This window comes from Microbacterium sp. NPDC080005, assembly GCF_040702445.1.
Classification (GTDB): domain Bacteria; phylum Actinomycetota; class Actinomycetes; order Actinomycetales; family Microbacteriaceae; genus Microbacterium; species Microbacterium oleivorans_D.
Genome location: NZ_JBFBLD010000001.1, coordinates 304,815 through 326,708, shown reverse-complemented (window position 1 = coordinate 326,708; position 21,894 = coordinate 304,815). Strand labels below are relative to the sequence as shown.

Sequence of the window (21,894 nt, the reverse complement as noted above, 5' to 3'; positions counted from 1 at the left end):
CGGGCACGGCACCTGGCCGAGAGGATGCCGCGAGGGTCGCCTGTGGTAGGTTCGGCCCCATGTTCGCGAACCGCACGTGGTGGCGCTCCGCCTGAGGCGGACGCCGCGTGCATCCCGACGACCGCCTGAGCTGACAGCCCGGCGGTCGTTTCTCGTTTCCGGCGACCGCCCCGAACGGAAGATCCCCCATGACCGGCACCACCCCGATCATCCTCGCCGACCTCGCCGCGAGCGGCACGCCCTTCGCCCTCCTCGCCCGCGACGGCGAGACCGTCGAAGTGCTCACCGGCGACGTCGTCGACGTCGAGCTGCTCGCCGACATCCCTCTCACCGACGCGACGGGTTCTCCGCACGAGGTCCTGGCCCTCGTCCCGTTCCGTCAGGTCGTCGAGCGCGGATTCGCGTGCCACGACGACGGCGCACCGCTGCGCTGCCTCGTCGTCGGCGAACGGCACGCCCTTCCCCTCGCGGACGCCCTCGCTCAGCTGCCGACGGCCCCCGTCACCCTCGAGGACGCGGGATTCGACATCGACGACGAGGCGTACGCCGACATCGTGCGCCGGGTCATCGCCGACGAGATCGGACGAGGTGAGGGCGCGAACTTCGTCATCCGCCGGGATTACGTCGCGCAGGTCGGCGGCGACCCGCTCACCGCGGGGCTCACGTGGTTCCGCGCCTTGCTGGAGCACGAGCGCGGCGCCTACTGGACCTTCCTCGTCTCGACCCCCGCGCACCTCGCCGTCGGCGCGAGCCCCGAAGCCCACGTGAGCGCTCAGGGCGGCGTCGTGACGATGAACCCGATCTCGGGGACGTTCCGGCACCCCGCAGGCGGGGCGACGGCCGAGACCCTGACCGAGTTCCTCTCCTCGACGAAGGAGACCGAGGAGCTCTTCATGGTCGTCGACGAGGAGCTGAAGATGATGTCGGCCGTCTGCAGCGACGGCGGCCGCATCACGGGCCCGCACCTCAAGGAGATGTCGCGGCTGACGCACACGGAGTACATGCTGCGCGGCACGAGCACGATGGATCCCCGCGACATCCTCCGCGAGACCATGTTCGCTCCGACCGTCACCGGCTCGCCCATGCAGAACGCCTGCACCGTCATCGCGCGTCACGAGCAGAGCCCGCGCGGCTACTACTCCGGCGTGGCCGCGCTCTTCACCCCGCGCACCGACGGCGGGCACGACCTCGACGCCCCGATCCTCATCCGCACGGCGTACGTCGTCGACGGTGGGCTGCGTGTACCGGTCGGCGCGACCCTCGTGCGCCACTCCGACCCGTACGGCGAGGTGGGCGAGACCCATGGCAAGGCGGCCGGCGTGCTGGGCGCCATCGGCGCGATCCCCCGCGACGTCGTGGCACGCACGATCGACGAGGATGCTCCCGCGCCCGTCACGCGGCCGCTCGCCGAGGACCCCGCGATCGCCGAGCTCCTCGCCTCACGCAACGCCCGCCTGGCGGCGTTCTGGCTGAACCCGCAGGGCGGGCCCGGGCACGGTCCGCTCGCCGGCCGCCGCGCCCTGGTCGTGGATGCCGAGGACCGTTTCACGACGATGCTCGCCCACCAACTGCGGCATCTCGGATTCGACGTGACGATCGCGCACTGGTCGGATGCCTCGGACTCGGCCGTCGCCGCGGCCGACCTCGTCGTTTCGGGCCCAGGACCGGGCGACCCGCGGGACGCCGACAGCGCCCGCATCGCCCGTGTCCGCGAGATCGTGACGGCCCGCCTCGATGCCCGGGCTCCGCTGCTCGCGGTGTGCCTCAGCCATCAGGTCCTCGCCCACCGCCTGGGCATGGAACTCGCGCCGCTGGCGAGCCCGCACCAGGGGCTGCAGAAGACCGTCGACGTGTTCGGCGCGCCGGCATCCATCGGCTTCTACAACACCTTCACCGCGCGGGTCGCTCCCGGCACGACCGTCGTGGGGGCGACCGAGGTGTCCGCGGACCCCGAGACCGGCGACGTCTACGCGCTGCGAGGGCCGGCGTACGCGTCGGTGCAGGGGCACCTCGAGTCCATCCTCTCGCGCGACGGTCTCACGACCCTCGAGCGACTGGTGACGCACGCACTGAGCCCCGTCCAGGCGTGATCCGGAGCGTCAGCCCAGCAGCTGCACCGGGTTGACGATGTCGGCGAGGATGAGGGTCCCACCCATGATGATGAGGCCGATCACCACGATGTAGGTGATGGGCACGAGCTTCGTGGCGTCCACCGGGCCGGGAGCCCTCCGCCCGGTCATCCGTGCCCAGACGCGCCTCAGCCCGTCCCACAGCGCGACCACGACGTGGCCGCCGTCCAGCGGCAGCAGCGGCACGAGATTGAACACGAACAGGGCGATGTTGAGCGAACCCAGCAGAGCGAGCATGCCCGAGACCCGGTTGAGGATGGGCGTCTCGGTGGCGGCGACCTCGCCCGCCAGGCGACCCGCGCCCACCACCGAGAGCGGCCCGTTCGGATCGCGGCCGGCGCCGGTGATCGTGTCCACCGCCGTCTGATACACCCGCGCGGGCAGCTGCCAGATGATGCCGACGACCTGGCCGGTCTGTTCCATGGCCGCCTGCGGACCGTCCCAGATCGGCTGCGGTACGAACGCGACGGTCGCCGACATCCCGACGAAGCCGACCTCGGCGGTCCTCGTGGTGCCGTCCTCCGCCGCGATCTCGCGTGTCGCGAGCACGGGCGTGACCTCGAGCGTCTGCCGCGCGCCGTCGCGCTCGACGACGACGGGGATGGTCTTCTCCGGGGACTCCTGGATGATCGCCGACGCCTCGGCGAAGCTCTCGACTGGTGTGCCGTCGACGGACACGAGGACATCGCCCGGACGGATGCCGGCGGCCGCCGCCGGGGACACGGGATCGTCGGCCGCGCACGTCGCCTGTGCGCTTCCGGCCGGGAGGACGCACTCGTTGACGGCGGCGACGGTCGTCGTGGCCGTCTGCACGCCGATGCCCGAGAACATGACCGCGAACAGGATGATGGCGAGCACGAGGTTCATCGCCGGTCCGCCGAGCATGATGATGACGCGTTTGTAGACCGGCAGCTGATAGAACGCGCGGCCCGCGCCATCGCCCTTCAGGGTCTCCGCGTTCGCGGTGCGGGCATCCTGGATGAGCGTCTCGAACAGGCGCCGGCGTCGCGGGCGGGCCCCCTCCCCCTCGCCGGTCGTCGCCTTCGAGGGCGGATACATGCCCGCCATCGAGATGTAGCCGCCGAGCGGCAGCAGCTTGAACCCGTACTCGGTCTCCCCGATCCGACGCGAGAACACCGTCGGCCCGAATCCGATCATGTACTGGCCGACGCGGACCCCGAACGCCTTCGCGGGCGCGAGGTGTCCCACCTCGTGGAGCGCGATCGACACGGCGAGGCCGACCACGAGCACCACGACACCGATGATGAATGCGAGTACGGTCACGAGCGGACACGCTACCCCCGGACGCTATGAGGCGGCGATGACCTCGTCCGCCGTCGTCCTGGTGTCGCGGATCTAGGCTGGGAGGGTGATGCCCCGTCCCGCCGACTCGCGACGCGTGCGTGTCGTGCGCGCGGGCGGCGCAGCGGCGATCGCGACGCTCACGGCGGCAGCGGCACACAGCCTCGGCGGTGGCTCCGCTCCCGCACCCTGGCTCGTGGCGACCGTGACGCTCCTGGCCTGGCCCATCGCCCTGGCGATCGTCGGGTCGCGTCCGTCCGCGGTCCGCACGGGGATCGCCGTCGCGACGGCGCAGGCTCTTCTGCACGCCGCCTTCGCCCTCGTCGGCGACGTCCATCCGACCCTCGCCGCCGGTCATCATCACGGCGCGTTCACGCTCGCCGCCGGCTCCGGTGCCGCGATGCCACTCGACGGCGCCATGATCGCCGGGCACACTCTCGCCGCCGTCGTCACCGCCGTGGCCGTCTGCCACGGCGAGCGGATGCTGCGCGTCCTGGCCCGAGGCATCCGCTCTCTGTGGGCGATCCGCGCTCCTCAGCTCCCGGCGATCGAGCGGCGCCCCGTCGCGATCCCCGACGGAGCGCCGCGGGGCGTCCGCCCCCGTCTGGCCCTCACCGACCTCTTCCGCCGAGGACCTCCTCGCTGAGCCGGCCGCCTCGCGGCGGCACGCTGCTCACCATTCCTCGCGGGGCCGCGCCCACGGGAGCGCTCCGCACACCTCTCGGAAGATCTCGACTCATGACCACTCGTTCCGCGCGCCGCTCGGCGCTGACCATCGCCGGTGTCGCCCTCGGCGGTGCCCTCGTCCTCGCCGCGCCCCTGGCGGCATCCGCCCATGTGCACGTCCACGCCGACGGTGCCGCCGCCGGCGCCACCTCGCGGCTGGAGTTCTCCTTCAGCCACGGATGCGACGGCTCCCCCACGACCGCACTCGTCTTCGACGTCCCCGAGGGTGTGGCGAACGTCACCCCCGTCGTCGACGGCGTGTGGACCATCGACCGCGTCCTCGGCGACGACGGCACCCCGACGCAGGTCACCTACACCGCCGCGACGCCTGTCGAGGACGGTCTGGCGGCGTCGGCATCCTTCGACGCCCTGTTCTCCTCCGGCGTCGGCGGCACCGACATCGCCTTCCCCGTCACCCAGGTCTGCGAGACGGGTGAGACGGCGTGGACCCAGATCGCTGAGGACGGTCAGGACCCGGACGACCTGGAGTCCCCGGCGCCGATCGTCGCGGTCGCCGCAGCCTCGGACGCCGCCGCGTCGGAGCACGGCGACGACCACGGCGCGGCCGAGGCCGAGGCCGCACCCGCTGCCGCCGCCGCGGAGAGCGCCCCGGTCGCGACGTGGCTCGGCGGCGGCGCTTTGGTCCTCGGCGCCGCGGCGCTCGTCGTCGCTCTGCTCAACCGCAGACGCGTCTGACCCCGGACGGCCGGAGGCCGGATGCGATGATGGGGGGACCATGCAGAACCCCGCCGCACCGCCCCCCGTCCTCCGGCCCTCGCACCCTCACGCCGTGCCGCTGCAGGCCGTCGCCGACCACCTCGGAGCGACGACGGCGGCCGACCTCGCGGGTGTGTCCGTGCGCGGTGCGACCCTGGCGACCGCGGACCTGCGCGAGGGTGAGCTGTTCGTCGCCGTCCGCGGCGTGCACCGCCACGGCGCGGAGTTCGCCCCGGACGCCGTCGCCAAGGGCGCCGTCGCCATCGTGACGGATGCCGACGGCGCCGCACTGGTCCCCGCGCTCGGCGTGCCGGTCCTGGTGGTGGACGACCCTAGGGCACGCCTGGGCGGGCTCTCCGCCTTCGTGTACGGGACCGGAGCGGATGCCGACCTCCCGCCGCTGCTGGCCGTCACCGGGACGAACGGCAAGACGAGCGTGACCCACCTCATGGAGGGCATGCTGCACGGGCTCGGTGTCACGACGGGGCTGTCCTCGACGGCCGAACGTCATATCGCGGGCGAGGTGATCCCGTCGCGCCTGACGACCCCGGAAGCCTCCGAGATGCACGCGCTGATCGCCCTCATGCGCGAGCGCGACGTCGATGCGATCCTCGTCGAGGTGAGCGCGCAGGCGCTCACCCGTCACCGCGTCGACGGACTCGTGTTCGACGTCGCGGGGTTCACGAACCTGTCGCACGACCACCTCGACGACTACGCCGACATGGCGGAGTACCTCGCGGCGAAGGCGGCGCTGTTCGCGCCGGAACGTGCGCGGCGCGCGGTCGTGTGCGTGGACCAGCCGGCCGGGGTGGCGATCGCCGGGCGAGCCGAGATCCCGGTGACGACGGTCCTGACCCCCGCCATCGCCGAGGACCCGACGGTGGATGCCGACTGGCGCGTCGACCTCGTCGACGAGGCACCCGACGGGACGACCTTCACACTGTCGGGTCCCGCGGGCTCACTCACCACGACGGTGCCCGTCATCGGTCCCCACATGGCCTCGAACGCGGCCCTCGCGATCGTCATGCTGCTCGAGGCCGGCTGGGAGTGGGCGGGGCTCACCGCGATGATCGATGGCCGGCGGATCGAGGCGCACCTCCCCGGACGCATCCAGCGCCTCTCCGGCGACAGCGGACCGGCGCTCTATCTCGACTTCGGTCACTCCCCCGATGCGTTCGCGAAGACCCTCGACGCCGTCCGCCGCGTGACCCCGGGGCGGGTCGTCATGGTGTGCGGCGCCAACGGCGACCGGGACACCACCAAACGTGCCGACATGGGCGCGGTCGCCGCGCTCGGGAGCGACATCCTCGTCGTGACCGATCAGCACCCCCGGTCCGAGGACCCGGCCGACATCCGGCGAGCCCTCATCGACGGAGCGCGCGCGGCGCGCCCGGATGCGGTCATCCACGACGTCACTCCGCCCGAGGAGGCGATCGCGACGGCTGTCTCGCTCGTCGGCGAGGGGGATGCCATCCTGTGGGCGGGACCGGGCCATCAGCACTACCGCGAGATCCGCGGTGTCCGCACGCCGTTCGACGCCGCCGCGGCCGCCAGGGCTGCGCTGCGACGCGCGGGGTGGCCCGTCCCCGCCTGAGCCGGATCAGCCGGCGGCGATGAGGCGGTCGGCGGTCGCGCGCGCCCAGCGCTCCGCCTCGACGAGGGTCTGCCTCGTCAGCTCGGACGGAGGCTCGTGCGCGTCGACGACACGTGCGACGGTGTCGACGATGCCCAGGAAGGGCAGCGCACCGTCGTGGAACGCCTCGACCGCCTGTTCGTTCGCGGCGTTGAAGACGGCGGGATAGGTGGAGCCGGCGACCCCGACCTGCTTTGCGAGCGAGACGCTCGGGAACGCGTCGACGTCGAGCGGCTCGAAGCTCCAGGTGGACGCCGTCGTCCAATCCAGTGGCGTACCGACGCCGGCGACACGTCGCGGATGGTCGAGCGCGAGCGAGATCGGCAGTCGCATGTCGGGCGGAGACGCCTGGGCGATGGTCGACCCGTCGACGAACTCGACCATGGAGTGGACGATCGACTGCGGGTGGACGGTGACGTCGATGCGGTCGTAGGGCACGTCGAAGAGCAGATGCGCCTCGATGACCTCGAGCCCCTTGTTGACCAGCGTCGCGGAGTTCGTGGTGACGACCCGCCCCATGTCCCAGGTGGGGTGAGCGAGCGCCTCGCGCGGCGTGACGCCCTCCAGCTGTTCGCGACTGCGGCCGCGGAACGGACCGCCGCTCGCCGTCAGAACGAGACGTCGCACCTCGCCGGCATCGCCCGAGCGGAGGCATTGCGCGATTGCGGAGTGCTCCGAGTCGACGGGAACGATCTGCCCCGGCGCCGCGAGGCGCGTGACGAGCTCCCCGCCGACGATGAGGGACTCCTTGTTGGCGAGCGCGAGGACCCGCCCCGACTCCAGGGCCGCGAGTGTCGGTCCGAGCCCGACCGACCCGGTGATCCCGTTGAGGACGACGTCCGCGTCCACACTCCGCACAAGCTGCTCGGCGTCGTCCGCTCCGAGCGCGGTGTCGGCGACCCCGAACTCCTGCGCCTGAGCGCGCAGGCCCTCGGAATCCCGCCCGGCGGCGAGCCCGACGACCTCGAAGCGGTCGCGGTTCGCCCGGATGACATCGAGCGCCTGCGTCCCGATCGAGCCCGTCGAACCGAGGATCAGGATGCGTCGCATGCGCTTCACCCTACCCGCGGGGGCAGGGCCGATCGGGGAGCCGTCACTCGGCGGGGGCTCCCGCGGCCGGGGCCTGAGCACCGAGGATGTCGACGACGAACACGATCGTCTCGCCCTTCAGATCGGCCTCGTTGATCTCCCCCTCGCCGTAGCCCTCGGCGGGCGGGATCACGACCAGCACCTGCGACCCGACGGTCTGACCCTCGAGGGCCTTCTGGAAGCCTTCGACGTAGTTGGTGGTCGGGTAGGCGATCGGCGACCCGTTCTCCCACGTGGAGTCGAAGGTCTCGCCATTGGACCAACGGACGCCGGTGTACTGGATGAGGGCGTAGTCGCCCTTCTGGACCGTGTACCCGTCGCCCTTCTTGATGGTGGCGACCTCTGTCTCGGTGGGGGGCTCCTCACCCTCCGGGATGGCGATCGTCGGCGCGCCGTCGTCGGCGAGGGTCACCGTCGGGAAGCCGGCGGGGGCAGCCTGCGGCTCGCCCCACGCGGCGGTCGGGACCGTGTCGAGGAGGTCGAGCACGTACACCTCTGCCTGGGCGGTGTCGCTGGCCGGGAAGGTGGCGACGACCCGCTTGCCGACGTGTCCGCATCCGAAGACCTGGCCGAGGACGGTGTCGGGCGACAGCTGCGACGGCAGGAACTGGCCGGGCTCGTAGCCGATGGTGGCGAGCTCCTTGCCGTCCTTCGCGTTGTAGGCGGTCATGGCGTAGGAGACGAACTCCCCCGCCTTCACCGCGGGACCGTCACCCTCATCGAGCACCGTGACCTGGAGTTCCGTGGGCTCCAGCGGCGTGGAGAACGTCGCCGTCGAGGGCGAACCGGCCTCGCCGTCGACCTTGACGGAATCGGATGCCTCGCCGGGCTGCGCCGCAGCGCTGCAGAGGTCGGCGGCAGGCGAGCCGGACGGGGAGGGGGCGGCGTTGTCGGCGGACCCGCACCCGGCCAGCAGGAGCGCGGCCACGGCGACGGCGGACAGGGCGGCGAAGGGACGAAGACGCACGGAGAAGACCTCACAGAGAACAGGGATTGCCTCCATCCTCCCTCACCTTCTTTTGTCCGGGGTGTGAGTCGGCCATTCGGCTCGCCTCCGCGCCCCCTCGGGCATGTCCGGGCCCGCATGGGATTGGCAGTACCCTCATCTGGTGACCGAAGCGCCGATTCCCCCCGAGAACTCCGCCGGGTCATCCGACGACGAGCTCGCGCGCGCCGGGGCCCTCTACTACCTCGTGCGCTGGGGCTTCGGGCCACTGGCGCGGCTGATCTATCGACCCCGCATCGAGGGTGTCGCCAACATCCCGCGGTCGGGTCCCATCATCCTGGCGAGCAATCACCTGAGCTTCATCGATTCGTTCGTCCTCCCGCTGTTCGCGCCGCGCCCGGTCTACTTCCTCGCGAAGTCGAGCTACTTCGACGGGTCGGGGGTCAAGGGCTGGTTCAGCAACCGCTTCTTCCGCGCCCTCGGCGCCACCCCGGTCCAGCGCGGTGCGGGCCAGGCGGCCCTCGATGCGCTCGATCAGCAGCGCCGCATCCTCCAGTCCGGCAAGGCGATCGCGCTCTATCCCGAGGGCACCCGCTCGCTCGACGGGCGCCTCTACAAGGGCCGCACGGGTGTCGCTTTCCTGGCGCTCGAGACGGGCGCGAAAGTGGTTCCGGTGGGGATCGTGGGAACCAACGACGCGATGCCGGTGGGCGCCAAGTGGCCGCGGATGACGCCTCGTGTGACGATCCGCTACGGCGAAGCCATCGATCTTTCGCACCACGGCCCGGCGTCATCCGGACGCGCACGCCGTCAGGCGACCGACGACATCATGGCCGCGATCCACGCCCTCTCCGGCCAGGAGCTCGCGGGCGCCTACAACGAGGTGCCCGCGCAGAATCCCGTCGAACGGCTCAAGCAGGTCCTCCCGCACGAGCGTCGCTGACGGTCACGACCGCCTCGTGGTGCACGGGGAAGTTGACCGAGTTGGCGATGAAGCACCACTCGTTGGCTTGGCGGTGCGCCGCCTCGGCGGCGGCGACCATGGCGGCGTCCGCGACCATCACGCGGGGATGGAGCGTGACCTCGCGGAACGCTCCACCGCCCCTGCCGTCGAGAACCATCGTGCCCGTGGCGTCGTCCTCGTAGGAGGTGACCACGACGCCCGACGTCACGCAGGCGTGCAGGTAGGACAACAGGTGGCATTCCGACAGGGCCGCGAGCAGGAGATCTTCGGGGTTCCACCGGGTGGGGTCGCCGCGGAACGGCTTGTCAGCCGATGCGAGCAGGTCGGGCTTGCCCTCGACCTCGACGGTGACGGCGCGGTCGTAGTCGCGGTACCCGCTCGTGCCGGTGCCCCGATCGCCTGTCCAACGGGTGGTCACACGGTAGTGGTGTTCGTCGTGCACGTCGCCAGTCTCGCACGCGCCACCGCCGCGGGTGCGGGAGGGCGCTGGGTAGGCTGGAAGTGTGCCTGAGACCTTCGCTGTGACGGATGCTGTCGAACTCGCCGTCGTCGAACGCAGCGGCTTCATCGAGTCCCGTCACGCCGGGTCGGCGATCGTGCTCGACCCGGACGGCGGCGTCGTCTCATCGCTGGGTGCCGTCGACGCGCCGATCCTCCCCCGCTCGACGCTCAAGCCGATGCAGGCCCTCGCGAGCGTCTCGGCGGGAGCGGCTCTCGAAGGAGCGCACCTCGCCGTCGCCACGGCCAGCCACTCCGGCACCGATCGTCACGTGGCCCTCGTGACCGACATCCTCAGCGCCGCCGGCCTCGCCGAGGATGCACTGCAGTGCCCGCCGTCGTGGCCCGGCGATCCTGCGACGCGCGACGAGATGACTCGGGAGCTCATCGGCCCGCAGCGAGTGCGCATGAACTGTTCCGGCAAGCACGCGGCGATGCTGCTGGCGTGCCAGACGAACGGCTGGGACACCGCCACCTACCTCGACCCGCAGCATCCGCTGCAGGTACACACGCGCGAAGTGATCGAACGCCTGAGCGGGACGAAGATCACGACGACGGCGATCGACGGCTGCGGCGCGCCGGTGCACGCGATGACGCTCGCTGCGCTGGCCCGGGCACTCCACCGCATCGGCGCGTCGTCCGAGAAGTCGCCGTTCGCGCTGCACCGGAGCGCGGGCGCGCTCGTCCGCGCGGTCCGCGAGAACCCGTGGGTGATCCAGGGCCCCGGTCAGCCCGACTCGGTCGTGACCGAACGGCTGGGCGTGTTCGCCAAGCACGGCGCGGAGGGCGTCATGGCGATGATCGCGCCGAACGGCACGACCGTCGTGCTGAAGATGCTCGACGGCAGCACGCGCGCCGGCGCCGTCACCGCGCTCACGCTTCTGGTCCGCGCCGGCGCATTGCAGGCGGCGGACGTCGCCCGCACGCTCGCCGATCTGCCGCTGACGGTGACCGGCGGAGGCCGGGACGTCGGAGTCATCCGCCCCACCGTCTGAGCGGACTGCACTTCGTCATGCTCCTTGGAGCAGGACGCGGCGTACCGGGCGGTCGGGAACGTGGAGCCACGCGCGACCGACGCCCGAGACGGCGAAAGGCGGCAGGTCTCGGGAGCCGACGAGGGCGCGGTACTCGGCCGCGCACGCCGCGTCGATGACCAGGTCGGCGTCGGCGCGCGCCGCGGTGAGCAGCCGCCACTGCGCGAGCCAGGCGTCGGGCGGTCCGATCACCACCCCGCCGCGGGTCAGCATTGCGTCCGTACCGACCGGGCAGACGGAGATCCCCCACCCTTCCCACTCCGCCGTCAGTCGGCGCATGCGCGCCCCGGCCGGGACGACGACCGCGGCGGGACGACGCCCCGGTTGCCAGGCCGCTGGCGTGTCACCGTCGCCCACGAGCGCGATGTCGCCGGCATCGGCGAGCTGCACAAGAGTGCGCCCGATGCGGCCGCGGCCGGGCGGGAGTTCGGAGAGGAAGTCGCTCGATTCGCCTCCCGCGGCCACGTGCTCGGCTCGGGAGCCCGTGCCGAGGATGAGGCGTCGCGGCACGAGCTCGAGCAGCCTGCCGACACCGCCGCCGACGCGCTGGGTCGTGAGGGCGATCCGGATGTCGCGCGAGCGCACCCCGCGAATGAAGTGTTCGAGCGCCTCCGCCGCGACGGCGCCGTATTCGCCGGGGAGGGCGGCGAGCACCATGTCCAGGTCGTCGATGAGTACCGTCGTGCCGGCGGGGACCCGTTCGAGTGAGGTCAGTGCGTCCCAGGCACCCTCCGGGTCCCCCGGAACCACCACGGGAGAGGTCTGTGCGGCGATGACACGCAGCGCTCCCGTCCGTCCGCTCGCGGGGCCGCCCACGACGGCGAGCGCCGACTCCGTCCAGACGATGCTGCGCTGACGCTGCTGGTCGGGCTCGTCGGCCGTCCCGAGCACGATGACGCCGCTCTCCCGCACCGCGTCGAGCGGGATCCGCTCCGCGAGCGCGGGCACCCACGGGCGTCGTGCAGGCGCACCGCCCTGGCGCGCCGCCGTCTCCGCGATCACCGTGGCATCGCACAGAGCGACGCGGACGGGTCGGGGCGCGGTGTCGCCGGAACGCCGGACGAGCGCCGTGCCGCGGGCGTCCGCCCGCCCGGAGAGCCGGGCGGCGTCGTCGACGCCCAGGACGGCGCGGGAGTCCGTCGCATCCGCGACGCGCAGCGCGATCCGCAGCGGAGCGTTCGCGAGCACGGCGTCGCGGAAGACGCCGTTCGCACGCTGCGCGGCGAGCACCAGATGGATGCCGAGGGCGCGGCCGCGCGCGGCGAGGTCGCCGAACAGGTCATGCAGGACCGGATGAGCCGCCACGAGCGCCGCGTATTCGTCGACGACGATGACGAGCCGCCCCAGCTTCTCCCCCGCCTCGTCGACGTCGCGCGCGCCCACGGCAGCGAGCGTGCGCTCCCGGAAACGGACCTCCGTCCGGAGGCTCTCGATGGCGCGCAGGGCGGTGGCCTCGTCGAGGTCCGTCAACACGCCGGTGACGTGCGGGAGCGGCTCCAGGTGGTCGAAGGTGCGGCCGCCCTTGAAGTCGACCAGCAGCAGTCCCAGCTGCGCCGGTGTGTGTGCGGCGCAGAGCGACACGACCCAGGACGTGAGCAGCTCGCTCTTGCCCGCCCCCGTCATCCCGACGACGACGGCGTGCGGACCGTCGGCGACGAGGTCGACGGGAACGGCCGCTCCTCCGGCGCTGCCGAATGCCGCGGGCAGCGCGCGACCGCGGGCGGGCGGAGCATCCCGCAGCGTCTCGCGCAGGGTCAGGACGTCCCCCGCCGTCTGGCCGAGCGCGCGCTCCGCGCGCTCGGACAGGACTCCTGCGAGGTGCAGCGCCTGCGCGGCGGAGAGGACGTCCACGGTCACGTCGCGGGACCGACCATCGAGATCGAGTCGGGCGTGCGTGGGATCTGTGAGGCGCAGGACCGCACCGCACCGCGGCGGCGGAGGCGCCCCCTCGGGAACGACGACGATCGGGATGTCGACATCCCCGCCGACGAGACCACCTTCCTCCAGCACCTGCAGAAGCGGTCCGACGGCGGCGGCACGGTGAGGCGCGGCATCCGCCCACGCGGGTGCGTCGTCGCCCAGGCGCACGCGCCCGGGCGGGAGACACAGCAGCACCTGCAGGGCGAGCGCGCGGGCCACCGCCGCCGCCCCCGCGGGAGGACCGAGGACCGCCACACCGGTGGTGAGCGGGACGAGGACGGGCACCCCGTCGACCCGCGACGCGCGTCGGCGGAGTTCTTCGGCGGCGTCATCCCCGTCGCCGCCGGTGGTGCGGACGGTGCTGGAGTCCGTGCCGGAGCCGACGACCAGCGCGGTCTCGCGCTCCGGCACGATGCGCCAGATGGACTCCGGGCGCTCGAGGTAGTGCGCGATGTCGGGATGGGTGGCCCAGCGCTGCGAGCGCTCGTGATCGTGGCGTGTCGCGAGCTCGGCGTCGGCGAGGGTCAGCTCACGGCGGCGCGTCGCGGCATCCTTCTTCGCGGCGCGTTTCGACGTGCGGGCCGCGTCGGCGACCGAGGCGATCGCGATGAGAGGGCCGAGCGCAGCGAACAGGAGGGCGTAGGCGGAACCGGTCACCGCCCACAGCACGCCGGCGCCGATGACCGGGACCACCGCCGTCAGCAGCGGCAGTGGCGGCCGCGGTGCGGGATCGGCGCGGCGAGGGAGGGACAGCGGGTCGTCGGGGGCGAAGGTGGACACGGATCCAGGATCCGCGTCATCACCGGTGCGCTCGGGCGTGCCGGGGCGTCCTGGGGACGACGGGGCTCAGGGAGTGACCGGGGAGGAGATCTCGACGGTCGCAGTGTCCTCGTCGGCGGGGACGTGGCGCGCGCTCACGACGATGATCGAGACGTTGTCGCGCCCGCCGTTCTCCAGTGCCGCCTCGAGCATCGCGTCGACCGCGGCCGCCGGGTCCTCGTTCTGCAGGAGGAAATGGAGGATGCCGTAGTCGGTGAGCTCCTTGGTGAGTCCGTCGCTGCACACCACGAACCGGTCTCGATCGACCACCTCGAGACGGACGTAGTCGGGGACGACGCCGTCGCTCGGCCCCACTGCGCGGGTGATGACATTGCCGTACGGGTGGTTCTCCGCCTCCTCGGGGCTGAGCCTGCCGGCGGCGATGAGCTCCTGGACGACGGAGTGGTCGGTGGTCACCTGCGCCAGCGCCCCGTCCCGGAGGAGGTACACCCGGGAATCGCCGATGTTGAGCGTCACCCAGGTCGGCTCGTCACCGGTCAGATCGAGGTAGACGCCCGTCACCGTCGTGCCGGTGCCGTCGTCGGTGGTCTCCGCGTGCGACGCGATGTCGTCGACCGCGCGCTCGAGCGCGTCCTCGATGGCCTCCGGCGAGACTGTTCCACGATCGACCGCAGCGGACAGGCGCTCGACGGTGCGGGAGCTGGCGATCTCGCCGCCGATGTGGCCGCCCATGCCGTCCGCGACCACGAAGAGCGGGAAGGCCGACAGCACGGCGTCCTGATTGTTCTCACGACGGCGGCCCTGATGGGTGACCCCGGCCCAGCGCACCTCGATGGGGCCTGCGCCGGAGGGGACGACGCGGGACGAGGTGACGGCTTCGGGCACGCTCCCACCCTTCTTCCTGATCGGTGCAGCGTCCTCACACTCTAGTGGACGACCTTCCCCGTCATCACGCGGTGCGGGGCGTTGCCACGGACCAGTTCGCAGCACTACCTTTCGTGTGTGGCAGCGCACGCGCGCTGGAAGCCGCGCCACGCGGCGACGCCGACAGAAGGGCATACCGATGACAGACCCGAACACGCCGCCGCAGGACGGCCCCGCGTCCCCGCCTCCCTCAGGCGCGCCGACCCCGCCGCCGGGACAGAACCCCGGTGGGTATGCACCGCCGCCGCAGCAGCCGTACGCGCAGCAGCAGCCGTACGGGCAGCCGGGCTACCCGCAGCCGGGCTACGGGCAGCCGCAGCCGGGCGCGCCGCTCACCCCCGACCAGGACAAGCAGTGGGCGATGTTCGCCCACCTCGGCGGCATCGTCGGCTTCCTGCCGGCGCTCATCATCTGGCTCGTGTTCAAGGACCGCGGTCCCCGCACGAATGTCGAGGGCAAAGAGGCGCTGAACTGGCAGATCACCTTCACGATCGCCATGATCGTCGCCTACATCGTGGCCGGCATCCTGGCCTTCATCCCGTTCCTCGGCTTCATCGGCGGCCTGCTCCCGTTCGCCGTGTGGGTCGCGAACATCATCTTCTCGATCCTCGGCGCGGTGCGGGTGAACGCCGGCGGCAGCTACCGCTACCCGGTCACCTTCCGCTTCATCTCGTAGCGGGCAGGGCGACGAGCTCGAGCTCGCCGGCCGCCGATGGGCGCAGGACGATCCCTTCGTCCTGCGCCCATCGCACGAGGGCGTCCTGCCCGGCGACCTCCGGCCGGGACGCCGAGAGCCGCCGGACGAGCTCACCCTTCGCGTGCTTGTTGAAGTGGTTGAGGGCGCGGACGGCGCCGTCCGGACCCTCCGACACGACACGCACGTACGCCTGCGGGATCCCGCTCGGGACCGGGCCGAGCGCCTCGTACGCCTCCGAACGCAGGTCGAGGACGAACGACGGTGCCGATGCCGCGATCGCGGCACCGACGGCATCCGCCCACAGGGCCCGCATCGTCGGCAGTCCCGGGACACGGATGCCGGCACCCAGCCGATACGCCGGGATCGGGTCCAGTGCCCCCACCAGACCGAACGGGGCGGAGTGGATCGCGACGTGCGCCCCCACCCACGCCCGCGCGGGAGCGTCGAGTGAGGCCGCGTCGAGTGCGTCGAAGAGCACGCCGGTGTACCGGTCGAGGGCCGGCATGGTGGGCGAATCCCGAAGAGCTGCGTTCACCGCGACCTCGCCCCGCTGACGCGTCGACAGCTTGAGCACGCGCGCCGCAGCGTCTTCGTCCCCACTGAGCGCGACGAGCGCGTCCATCACCTGCTCGCGCGCGGAGGACAGCTGGGGGTAGGCGAGTGCGTCGGAGCGCCAGGTGGGCCCGTCGCCGCCGGCGCGTTTCGTCTCGGACGGGGGGAGCAGGATCAGCATGGAGAGACCTCGGGGAAAAGCGCAGCGCCGCCCGGCGAACCGGACGGCGCTGCGTGAAAGGGGTGTCAGGACTGCAGGGCTGCGTTCCCGGCCACGATGGTGAGCTCGTCGTTCTCCATCGAGAGGAAGCCGTCCTCCGCCGTCGCGACGATCTTCTCGCCGTTCGACTGCGTGATCCGGACCTCGCCCTCCGCGAGGATGGCGAGCACGGGCTCGTGACCGGACATGAAGCCGATCTCGCCCTCGACCGTCTTGGCCACCACGAGGCTCGCCTCGCCGTGCCAGACCTCCGCCTCAGCGGAGACGAGGGTGACGGTCAGCGCCATGTCAGCCGTTCTCCTTCTGGATCTGCGCCCACTTCTCTTCGACGTCGGAGATGCCGCCGACGTTGAAGAAAGCCTGCTCGGCCACGTGGTCGAAGTCGCCCTTGACGATCGCGTCGAACGACTCGATGGTCTCCTTGATCGGGACCGTGGAGCCTTCGACACCGGTGAACTTCTTCGCCATGTAGGTGTTCTGCGAGAGGAACTGCTGGATGCGGCGTGCACGCGACACGACGATCTTGTCCTCTTCGGAGAGCTCGTCGACACCGAGGATCGCGATGATCTCCTGCAGTTCCTTGTTCTTCTGCAGGATCTGCTTCACGGCGGTGGCCACACGGTAGTGGTCCTCGCCGATGTAGCGCGGGTCGAGGATGCGGCTCGTCGAGGTCAGCGGGTCGATCGCGGGGTACAGACCCTTCGAAGCGATCTCACGCGAGAGCTCGGTGGTCGCGTCGAGGTGCGCGAAGGTGGTCGCCGGAGCCGGGTCGGTGTAGTCGTCGGCGGGGACGTAGATCGCCTGCAGCGAGGTGATCGAGTGACCGCGGGTCGACGTGATGCGCTCCTGGAGCACACCCATCTCGTCGGCGAGGTTCGGCTGGTAACCCACTGCGGAGGGCATGCGGCCCAGCAGCGTCGACACCTCGGAACCGGCCTGCGTGAAGCGGAAGATGTTGTCGATGAACAGGAGGACGTCCTGCTTCTGGACGTCGCGGAAGTACTCCGCCATCGTCAGGGCCGACAGCGCGACGCGCAGGCGCGTCCCCGGCGGCTCGTCCATCTGGCCGAAGACGAGGGCCGTCTTGTCGAAGACGCCCGCCTCCTCCATCTCGCCGATGAGGTCGTTGCCCTCACGGGTACGCTCACCGACACCGGCGAACACCGACACACCACCGTGGTCCTGCGCCACGCGCTGGATCATCTCCTGGATGAGGACGGTCTTTCCGACACCAGCACCACCGAAGAGGCCGATCTTCCCACCCTGCACGTAGGGGGTCAGGAGGTCGATGCTCTTGATGCCGGTCTCGAACATCTCGGTCTTGGACTCGAGCTGGTCGAAGTTCGGCGCCTGACGGTGGATGCCCCAGCGCTCGGTGACCTCGATGGTCTCGCCCGGAGCGGCGTTAAGGACATCACCGGTGACGTTGAACACCTTGCCCTTGGTGACGTCGCCGACGGGGACCGTGATGGGACCGCCTGTGTCGCGCACCTCCTGGCCGCGGACCATGCCGTCGGTCGGCTTCAGCGAGATGGCGCGGACGAGGTCGTCGCCGAGGTGCTGCGCGACCTCGAGCGTGATCTCGGTCGACTCGTCGCCGATGGTGATGGTGGTCTTGAGGGCGTTGTAGACCTCGGGGATCGAGTCGTGCGGGAACTCGATGTCGACGACCGGGCCGGTGACGCGCGCGACGCGGCCGACGACGGGGGTCTCCGTCTTCTCAGCGGTGAGGCTCATGGCTTCTCTTCTTTCGTGTGGTCTATTTGCCCGACGCCAGCGCGTCGGCACCGCCGACGATCTCGGCGATCTGCTGCGTGATCTCCGCCTGACGCGCGTTGTTGCGCAGGCGGGTGTAGTCGGTGATGAGCTTGTCGGCGTTGTCGCTGGCGGACTTCATCGCCTTCTGCGTGGCGGCCTGCTTGGCGGCGGACGACTGCAGGAGCGCGTTGAACACGCGGCTCTGCACGTACACCGGCAGCAGGGCGTCGAGGACCGTCTCGGCATCCGGTTCGAACTCGTAGAGCGGGTAGACCTGGCTGGACGCCGCATCCTCCGCCTCGACGACCTCGAGCGGCAGCAGACGGACCGTCTCCGGCGTCTGCGTCATCATGCTGACGAAACGGTTGTAGACGAGGTTGATCTCATCCACGCCGCCCTCGTCGCCGCCCTGCTCGTACGCGGCGATCAGCGCGGCGGAGATCTCCTCCGCCGTCGAGAAGGCCGGGGTGTCGGTGTCGCCGATCCACTCCCCCGCCGTCGCGATGCGACGGAACTGGAAGAACCCGACCGGCTTGCGGCCCACGAGGTAGTAGACCGGCTCGACGTTCTGGCTGCGCAGCAGCTCACCGAGCTGCAGCGCCTCCCGGATGACCTGCGAGTTGAACGCGCCGGCGAGTCCGCGGTCGGAGCCGAAGACGACGACGGCCGACCGACGGATCTGCTCCCGCTCGGTGGTCAGCGGGTGCTGGACGTTCGAGTGCGTCGACACGGCGGAGACGGCACGCGTCACGGCCCGCGCGAAGGGGTTGGACGCGCGCACGCGCGCCATCGCCTTCTGGATGCGCGAAGCCGCGATGAGTTCCATCGCCTTCGTGATCTTCTTGGTCGTCTGAGCAGAAGAGATCTTCTGCTTGTAGACCCTGAGTTGTGCGCCCATTGGTTATGAGTCTCCCGTCGGCGTCAGCCGCGGCGGCCCTTGACGATCTTCTCCTGGTTCACGTCGTCGACCTCCGCAGCGGCGACCGCCTCGTGACCCGGCGCGCCGAGTGCCTGACCCTTGCCGCCCTGGAATTCGAGGACGAAGGCGTCGACCGCCTTCTCGAGCTCCGCGACGGTGTCGTCATCGAGGACGTTCGTCTCGCGCAGCGTGTCGAGGATCGACGTGTTCCGCTTCAGGTGGTCGAGCAGCTCGCGCTCGAAGCGGAGGACGTCCTCCACCTCGATGGTGTCGAGCTTGCCGTTGGTGCCGGCCCAGATCGAGACGACCTGCTCCTCGACCGGGTACGGCGAGTACTGCGGCTGCTTCAGCAACTCGGTCAGACGCGCACCGCGGGCGAGCTGACGACGCGAGGCGGCGTCGAGGTCGGAGGCGAACATGGCGAACGCCTCGAGCGAGCGGTACTGGGCGAGCTCGAGCTTGAGCGTTCCCGAGACCTTCTTGATCGACTTGACCTGAGCGTCACCGCCGACGCGCGAGACCGAGATGCCCACGTCGACCGCGGGACGCTGGTTGGCGTTGAACAGGTCGGACTGCAGGAAGATCTGGCCGTCCGTGATGGAGATCACGTTGGTCGGGATGTACGCCGAGACGTCGTTCGCCTTGGTCTCGATGATCGGCAGGCCGGTCATCGAGCCGGCGCCGAGGTCGTCGGAGAGCTTCGCGCAACGCTCCAGCAGACGCGAGTGCAGGTAGAACACGTCGCCGGGGTACGCCTCGCGGCCCGGCGGGCGGCGCAGCAGCAGCGACACGGCACGGTAGGCCTCGGCCTGCTTCGACAGGTCGTCGAAGATGATGAGGACGTGCTTGCCCTCGTACATCCAGTGCTGGCCGATGGCCGAGCCCGTGTACGGAGCGAGGTACTTGAAGCCGGCGGGGTCGGATGCCGGGGCCGCGACGATCGTCGTGTACTCCATGGCACCGGCGTCCTCGAGCGCGCCCTTCACCGAAGCGATGGTCGAGCCCTTCTGGCCGATCGCGACGTAGATGCAGCGGACCTGCTTGGTGACGTCGCCCGACTCCCAGTTGGCCCGCTGGTTGATGATCGTGTCGATCGCGATGGCCGTCTTGCCGGTCTGGCGGTCACCGATGATCAGCTGACGCTGACCGCGGCCGACGGGGATCATCGCGTCGATGGCCTTGATGCCGGTCTGCATCGGCTCGTGCACCGACTTGCGCTGCATGACGCCGGGAGCCTGGAGCTCGAGCGCGCGGCGGCCGGTGGTCGCGATCTCGCCGAGACCGTCGATCGGGTTGCCGAGCGGGTCGACGACACGGCCGAGGTAGCCCTCGCCCACACCGACCGAGAGGACCTCGCCCGTGCGGGTGACCTTCTGACCGGCTTCGATGCCGGCGAAGTCGCCGAGGACGACGACACCGATCTCGTGCTCGTCGAGGTTCTGCGCGAGGCCCTCGACACCGTTCTCGAAGCGGACGAGCTCGTTCGCCATCACGCCGGGCAGACCCTCGACGTGGGCGATGCCGTCCGCGGCGTCGACGACGGTGCCGACCTCGGTCGCCGCTGCCCCGGTGGGCTCGTAGGCGGCGACGAAGTCTTTCAGCGCGTCACGGATGACGTCGGGGCTGATGGACAGTTCTGCCATGGTCTTCCTTCTTAGTGAGGTCTTGTGGCGGGCACCTGGCCTGCCGGGTCCGCTCCTCGGTGGAGCGGGAAGAGTCAGCCCGCCAGACGCTGGCGGAGGTCGCCCAGTCGGGACGAGACGGTGGCGTCGATCACGTCGTCGCCGATCTCGATCCGGATGCCGCCGACGACGTCCGGGTCGATGACGACGTTGAGCGAGACCTCGGTGCCGTAGCGCGCAGCGAGCGTCCGCTGGAGCCGCTCGGTCTGCGCCGGCGTGAGCTCGGCGGCCGCGAACACCGTCGCCACCGCCCGTCCGCGCTGGTCGGCGACGACGCGGAGCGCCCAGCTGAGCATCGAGCGGAAGCGCCGCTCCCGCGGGAGCTGCGCGAGCGAGGCCACGATGATGACCGTCGGCTCGGCGGCCCGACCGGCGAGCAGCTTCTCGATGAGGGCGCCCTTGGCAAATGCCTCACCCAGGCGGCTGCCGAGCGCGAGTTCGAGCTCGGGGTTGGCCGCGATCGTCCGGGCCACCGAGAACAGCTCGGCTTCGATGTCGGCCTGCGGCGCTGCGATGGCGGCGGCACGGATGCCCGCCTCCTCGATGCCGGTGAGCAGATCGGCGGCCGAAGACCACCGCTCGCGCACGGCGGCGTCGAGGACGGCGACCGTGGCCGGCGCGAACGTGCCGAACACGCTCGCGACGACCTTCTGCCGCCCCTCCGCAGGCGCCGACGCATCGGAGAGCGCGCCGCTCAGCTGCGACGAGCCGGCCAGGACGCGGACCGCGGCGAACAGCTCGCGGGCGACGTCGAGGTCGACGCCCGGCGCGGCCTGCAGGGCCGACGTCGTCGCCGCGAGGGCCTGAGTGGTCGCGCTGCCCATTACTTGGCCGCCTTCTCGGATGCCTCGAGGTCGGCGAGGAAGCGGTCGACCACGGCCTGGGCCTTGGCGTCGTCCGACAGGGTCTCACCGATCACACCGCCGGCGAGGTCGAGGGCGAGGGTGCCCACCTCGCTGCGGAGCGAGACGAGCGCGCTCTGGCGCTCGGCCTCGATCTGGGAGTGCGCCGCGGCGGTCAGACGCGCGGCCTCGGCGGCAGCGGTGTCCTTGGCCTCGGTGACGATCTTCTTGCCGTCCTCGCGGGCGGCCTCACGGATCTCACCGGCCTCCTTGCGAGCCTCGGCGAGCTGCGCCGTGTACTGCTCGAGGGCGGCTTCCGCCTTGCGCTGCGCCTCGTCGGCCTTTGCGATGTTGCCTTCGATGGCGGCAGCGCGCTGGTCGAGCAGAGCCTGCATCTTCGGCAGGGCGACCCGCCAGAAGACGAACAGGATCACGACGAAGCAGACGCCCGACCAGATGATGTCGTACCACGCGGGAATGAGCGGGTTGTGCGCCTCGCCCTCTTCTGCGGCGTACGCGACAAGAGCGTTCAGCATCCTGTCTCCTTAGGAATCTGTTCGGG

Annotated in this window: 20 protein-coding genes; 7 read left to right on the top strand and 13 right to left on the bottom strand. The window is 71.1% G+C overall.

Annotated elements, in window-relative coordinates:
• Positions 1–188: 188 nt before the first annotated feature.
• Positions 189–2,090, top strand: a complete 1,902-nt coding sequence (locus AB0259_RS01535; protein ID WP_366221068.1) for a chorismate-binding protein — start codon at positions 189–191, stop codon at positions 2,088–2,090.
• A 9-nt stretch (positions 2,091–2,099) separates the two neighbouring features.
• Here the strand turns inward: AB0259_RS01535 and AB0259_RS01530 are convergent, their stop codons facing one another.
• Positions 2,100–3,413 carry a M50 family metallopeptidase gene (locus tag AB0259_RS01530; RefSeq protein ID WP_366221070.1) on the bottom strand — a complete coding sequence of 438 codons (1,314 nt, stop codon included), beginning with the start codon at positions 3,411–3,413 and terminating at the stop codon, positions 2,100–2,102.
• 88 nt (positions 3,414–3,501) lie between these two features.
• On the opposite strand from AB0259_RS01530, the gene AB0259_RS01525 reads away from it, so the two are divergent.
• The 3 genes from AB0259_RS01525 to AB0259_RS01515 all read left to right on the top strand — a co-directional run bounded on the left by AB0259_RS01525 (position 3,502) and on the right by AB0259_RS01515 (position 6,468).
• The gene (locus AB0259_RS01525; RefSeq protein WP_366221416.1) at positions 3,502–4,077 is read left to right on the top strand and encodes a hypothetical protein; all 576 of its coding nucleotides are present in this window, start codon (positions 3,502–3,504) and stop codon (positions 4,075–4,077) included.
• Positions 4,078–4,169: 92 nt separating this feature from the next.
• Positions 4,170–4,853, top strand: a complete 684-nt coding sequence (locus AB0259_RS01520; protein WP_366221072.1) for a DUF1775 domain-containing protein — start codon at positions 4,170–4,172, stop codon at positions 4,851–4,853.
• A 40-nt stretch (positions 4,854–4,893) separates the two neighbouring features.
• On the top strand, positions 4,894–6,468 hold the full coding sequence (locus tag AB0259_RS01515; protein WP_366221073.1) for a UDP-N-acetylmuramoyl-L-alanyl-D-glutamate--2,6-diaminopimelate ligase: 1,575 nt from the start codon (positions 4,894–4,896) through the stop codon (positions 6,466–6,468).
• Between the two features lie 6 nt (positions 6,469–6,474).
• Here the strand turns inward: AB0259_RS01515 and dxr are convergent, their stop codons facing one another.
• Both dxr and AB0259_RS01505 read right to left on the bottom strand, forming a co-directional pair.
• A complete protein-coding gene (gene dxr / locus AB0259_RS01510; RefSeq protein ID WP_366221074.1) occupies positions 6,475–7,557 on the bottom strand; it encodes a 1-deoxy-D-xylulose-5-phosphate reductoisomerase in 1,083 nt (360 codons plus the stop codon).
• A 43-nt stretch (positions 7,558–7,600) separates the two neighbouring features.
• Positions 7,601–8,563 carry an FKBP-type peptidyl-prolyl cis-trans isomerase gene (locus AB0259_RS01505; RefSeq protein ID WP_251579297.1) on the bottom strand — a complete coding sequence of 321 codons (963 nt, stop codon included), beginning with the start codon at positions 8,561–8,563 and terminating at the stop codon, positions 7,601–7,603.
• Positions 8,564–8,705: 142 nt separating this feature from the next.
• Here AB0259_RS01505 and AB0259_RS01500 point away from each other — a divergent pair, with 142 nt between their 5' ends.
• Entirely contained in the window at positions 8,706–9,485 is a 780-nt protein-coding gene (locus AB0259_RS01500; RefSeq protein WP_251579295.1) for a lysophospholipid acyltransferase family protein, read from the top strand.
• Here the strand turns inward: AB0259_RS01500 and AB0259_RS01495 are convergent.
• Positions 9,454–9,948, bottom strand: a complete 495-nt coding sequence (locus AB0259_RS01495; protein ID WP_251579293.1) for an OsmC family protein — start codon at positions 9,946–9,948, stop codon at positions 9,454–9,456. The genes AB0259_RS01500 and AB0259_RS01495 overlap by 32 nt on opposite strands.
• Positions 9,949–10,009: 61 nt before the next feature.
• Here AB0259_RS01495 and AB0259_RS01490 point away from each other — a divergent pair, with 61 nt between their 5' ends.
• Positions 10,010–10,999 (top strand): asparaginase, encoded by a 990-nt coding sequence (locus AB0259_RS01490; protein WP_251579291.1) that lies wholly within the window; start codon positions 10,010–10,012, stop codon positions 10,997–10,999.
• 15 nt (positions 11,000–11,014) lie between these two features.
• Here AB0259_RS01490 and AB0259_RS01485 read toward each other — a convergent pair whose 3' ends face one another.
• Both AB0259_RS01485 and AB0259_RS01480 read right to left on the bottom strand, forming a co-directional pair.
• On the bottom strand, positions 11,015–13,738 hold the full coding sequence (locus AB0259_RS01485) for an FtsK/SpoIIIE domain-containing protein (protein ID WP_366221076.1): 2,724 nt from the start codon (positions 13,736–13,738) through the stop codon (positions 11,015–11,017).
• A 66-nt stretch (positions 13,739–13,804) separates the two neighbouring features.
• Positions 13,805–14,623: a protein phosphatase 2C domain-containing protein gene (locus tag AB0259_RS01480; protein WP_251579287.1), complete on the bottom strand. Its 819-nt coding sequence runs from the start codon at positions 14,621–14,623 to the stop codon at positions 13,805–13,807.
• Positions 14,624–14,801: 178 nt separating this feature from the next.
• Here AB0259_RS01480 and AB0259_RS01475 point away from each other — a divergent pair, with 178 nt between their 5' ends.
• Entirely contained in the window at positions 14,802–15,338 is a 537-nt protein-coding gene (locus AB0259_RS01475; protein ID WP_251579285.1) for a DUF4870 domain-containing protein, read from the top strand.
• Here the strand turns inward: AB0259_RS01475 and AB0259_RS01470 are convergent.
• From AB0259_RS01470 to AB0259_RS01440, 7 genes are all read right to left on the bottom strand, one after another.
• Complete coding sequence (locus AB0259_RS01470) at positions 15,328–16,092, bottom strand: peroxide stress protein YaaA (RefSeq protein WP_366221077.1); 765 nt, start codon at positions 16,090–16,092, stop codon at positions 15,328–15,330. The genes AB0259_RS01475 and AB0259_RS01470 overlap by 11 nt on opposite strands.
• A gap of 65 nt (positions 16,093–16,157) precedes the next feature.
• Positions 16,158–16,418: a F0F1 ATP synthase subunit epsilon gene (locus AB0259_RS01465; protein ID WP_064001487.1), complete on the bottom strand. Its 261-nt coding sequence runs from the start codon at positions 16,416–16,418 to the stop codon at positions 16,158–16,160.
• Between the two features lies 1 nt (position 16,419).
• Complete coding sequence (gene atpD / locus AB0259_RS01460; RefSeq protein ID WP_251579281.1) at positions 16,420–17,868, bottom strand: F0F1 ATP synthase subunit beta; 1,449 nt, start codon at positions 17,866–17,868, stop codon at positions 16,420–16,422.
• A gap of 22 nt (positions 17,869–17,890) precedes the next feature.
• Positions 17,891–18,787: a F0F1 ATP synthase subunit gamma gene (locus AB0259_RS01455; protein WP_366221079.1), complete on the bottom strand. Its 897-nt coding sequence runs from the start codon at positions 18,785–18,787 to the stop codon at positions 17,891–17,893.
• Between the two features lie 23 nt (positions 18,788–18,810).
• Positions 18,811–20,451: a F0F1 ATP synthase subunit alpha gene (gene atpA, locus AB0259_RS01450; RefSeq protein WP_366221080.1), complete on the bottom strand. Its 1,641-nt coding sequence runs from the start codon at positions 20,449–20,451 to the stop codon at positions 18,811–18,813.
• A gap of 74 nt (positions 20,452–20,525) precedes the next feature.
• A complete protein-coding gene (locus AB0259_RS01445) occupies positions 20,526–21,314 on the bottom strand; it encodes a F0F1 ATP synthase subunit delta (protein WP_366221081.1) in 789 nt (262 codons plus the stop codon).
• A complete protein-coding gene (locus AB0259_RS01440) occupies positions 21,314–21,868 on the bottom strand; it encodes a F0F1 ATP synthase subunit B (protein ID WP_366221082.1) in 555 nt (184 codons plus the stop codon). The genes AB0259_RS01445 and AB0259_RS01440 overlap by 1 nt, the downstream gene beginning before the upstream one ends.
• Between the last annotated feature and the right edge of the window lie 26 nt (positions 21,869–21,894).

Coding starts and splice junctions, on each gene's coding strand:
- AB0259_RS01535 (WP_366221068.1), top strand. CDS start 189: ATGACCGGCACCACCCCGATCATCCTCGCCGACCTCGCCGCGAGCGGC.
- atpA (WP_366221080.1), bottom strand. CDS start 20,451: ATGGCAGAACTGTCCATCAGCCCCGACGTCATCCGTGACGCGCTGAAA.
- AB0259_RS01465 (WP_064001487.1), bottom strand. CDS start 16,418: ATGGCGCTGACCGTCACCCTCGTCTCCGCTGAGGCGGAGGTCTGGCAC.
- AB0259_RS01470 (WP_366221077.1), bottom strand. CDS start 16,092: ATGCTGATCCTGCTCCCCCCGTCCGAGACGAAACGCGCCGGCGGCGAC.
- AB0259_RS01520 (WP_366221072.1), top strand. CDS start 4,170: ATGACCACTCGTTCCGCGCGCCGCTCGGCGCTGACCATCGCCGGTGTC.
- atpD (WP_251579281.1), bottom strand. CDS start 17,868: ATGAGCCTCACCGCTGAGAAGACGGAGACCCCCGTCGTCGGCCGCGTC.
- AB0259_RS01440 (WP_366221082.1), bottom strand. CDS start 21,868: ATGCTGAACGCTCTTGTCGCGTACGCCGCAGAAGAGGGCGAGGCGCAC.
- AB0259_RS01445 (WP_366221081.1), bottom strand. CDS start 21,314: ATGGGCAGCGCGACCACTCAGGCCCTCGCGGCGACGACGTCGGCCCTG.
- AB0259_RS01525 (WP_366221416.1), top strand. CDS start 3,502: ATGCCCCGTCCCGCCGACTCGCGACGCGTGCGTGTCGTGCGCGCGGGC.
- AB0259_RS01515 (WP_366221073.1), top strand. CDS start 4,894: ATGCAGAACCCCGCCGCACCGCCCCCCGTCCTCCGGCCCTCGCACCCT.
- dxr (WP_366221074.1), bottom strand. CDS start 7,557: ATGCGACGCATCCTGATCCTCGGTTCGACGGGCTCGATCGGGACGCAG.
- AB0259_RS01455 (WP_366221079.1), bottom strand. CDS start 18,787: ATGGGCGCACAACTCAGGGTCTACAAGCAGAAGATCTCTTCTGCTCAG.
- AB0259_RS01475 (WP_251579285.1), top strand. CDS start 14,802: ATGACAGACCCGAACACGCCGCCGCAGGACGGCCCCGCGTCCCCGCCT.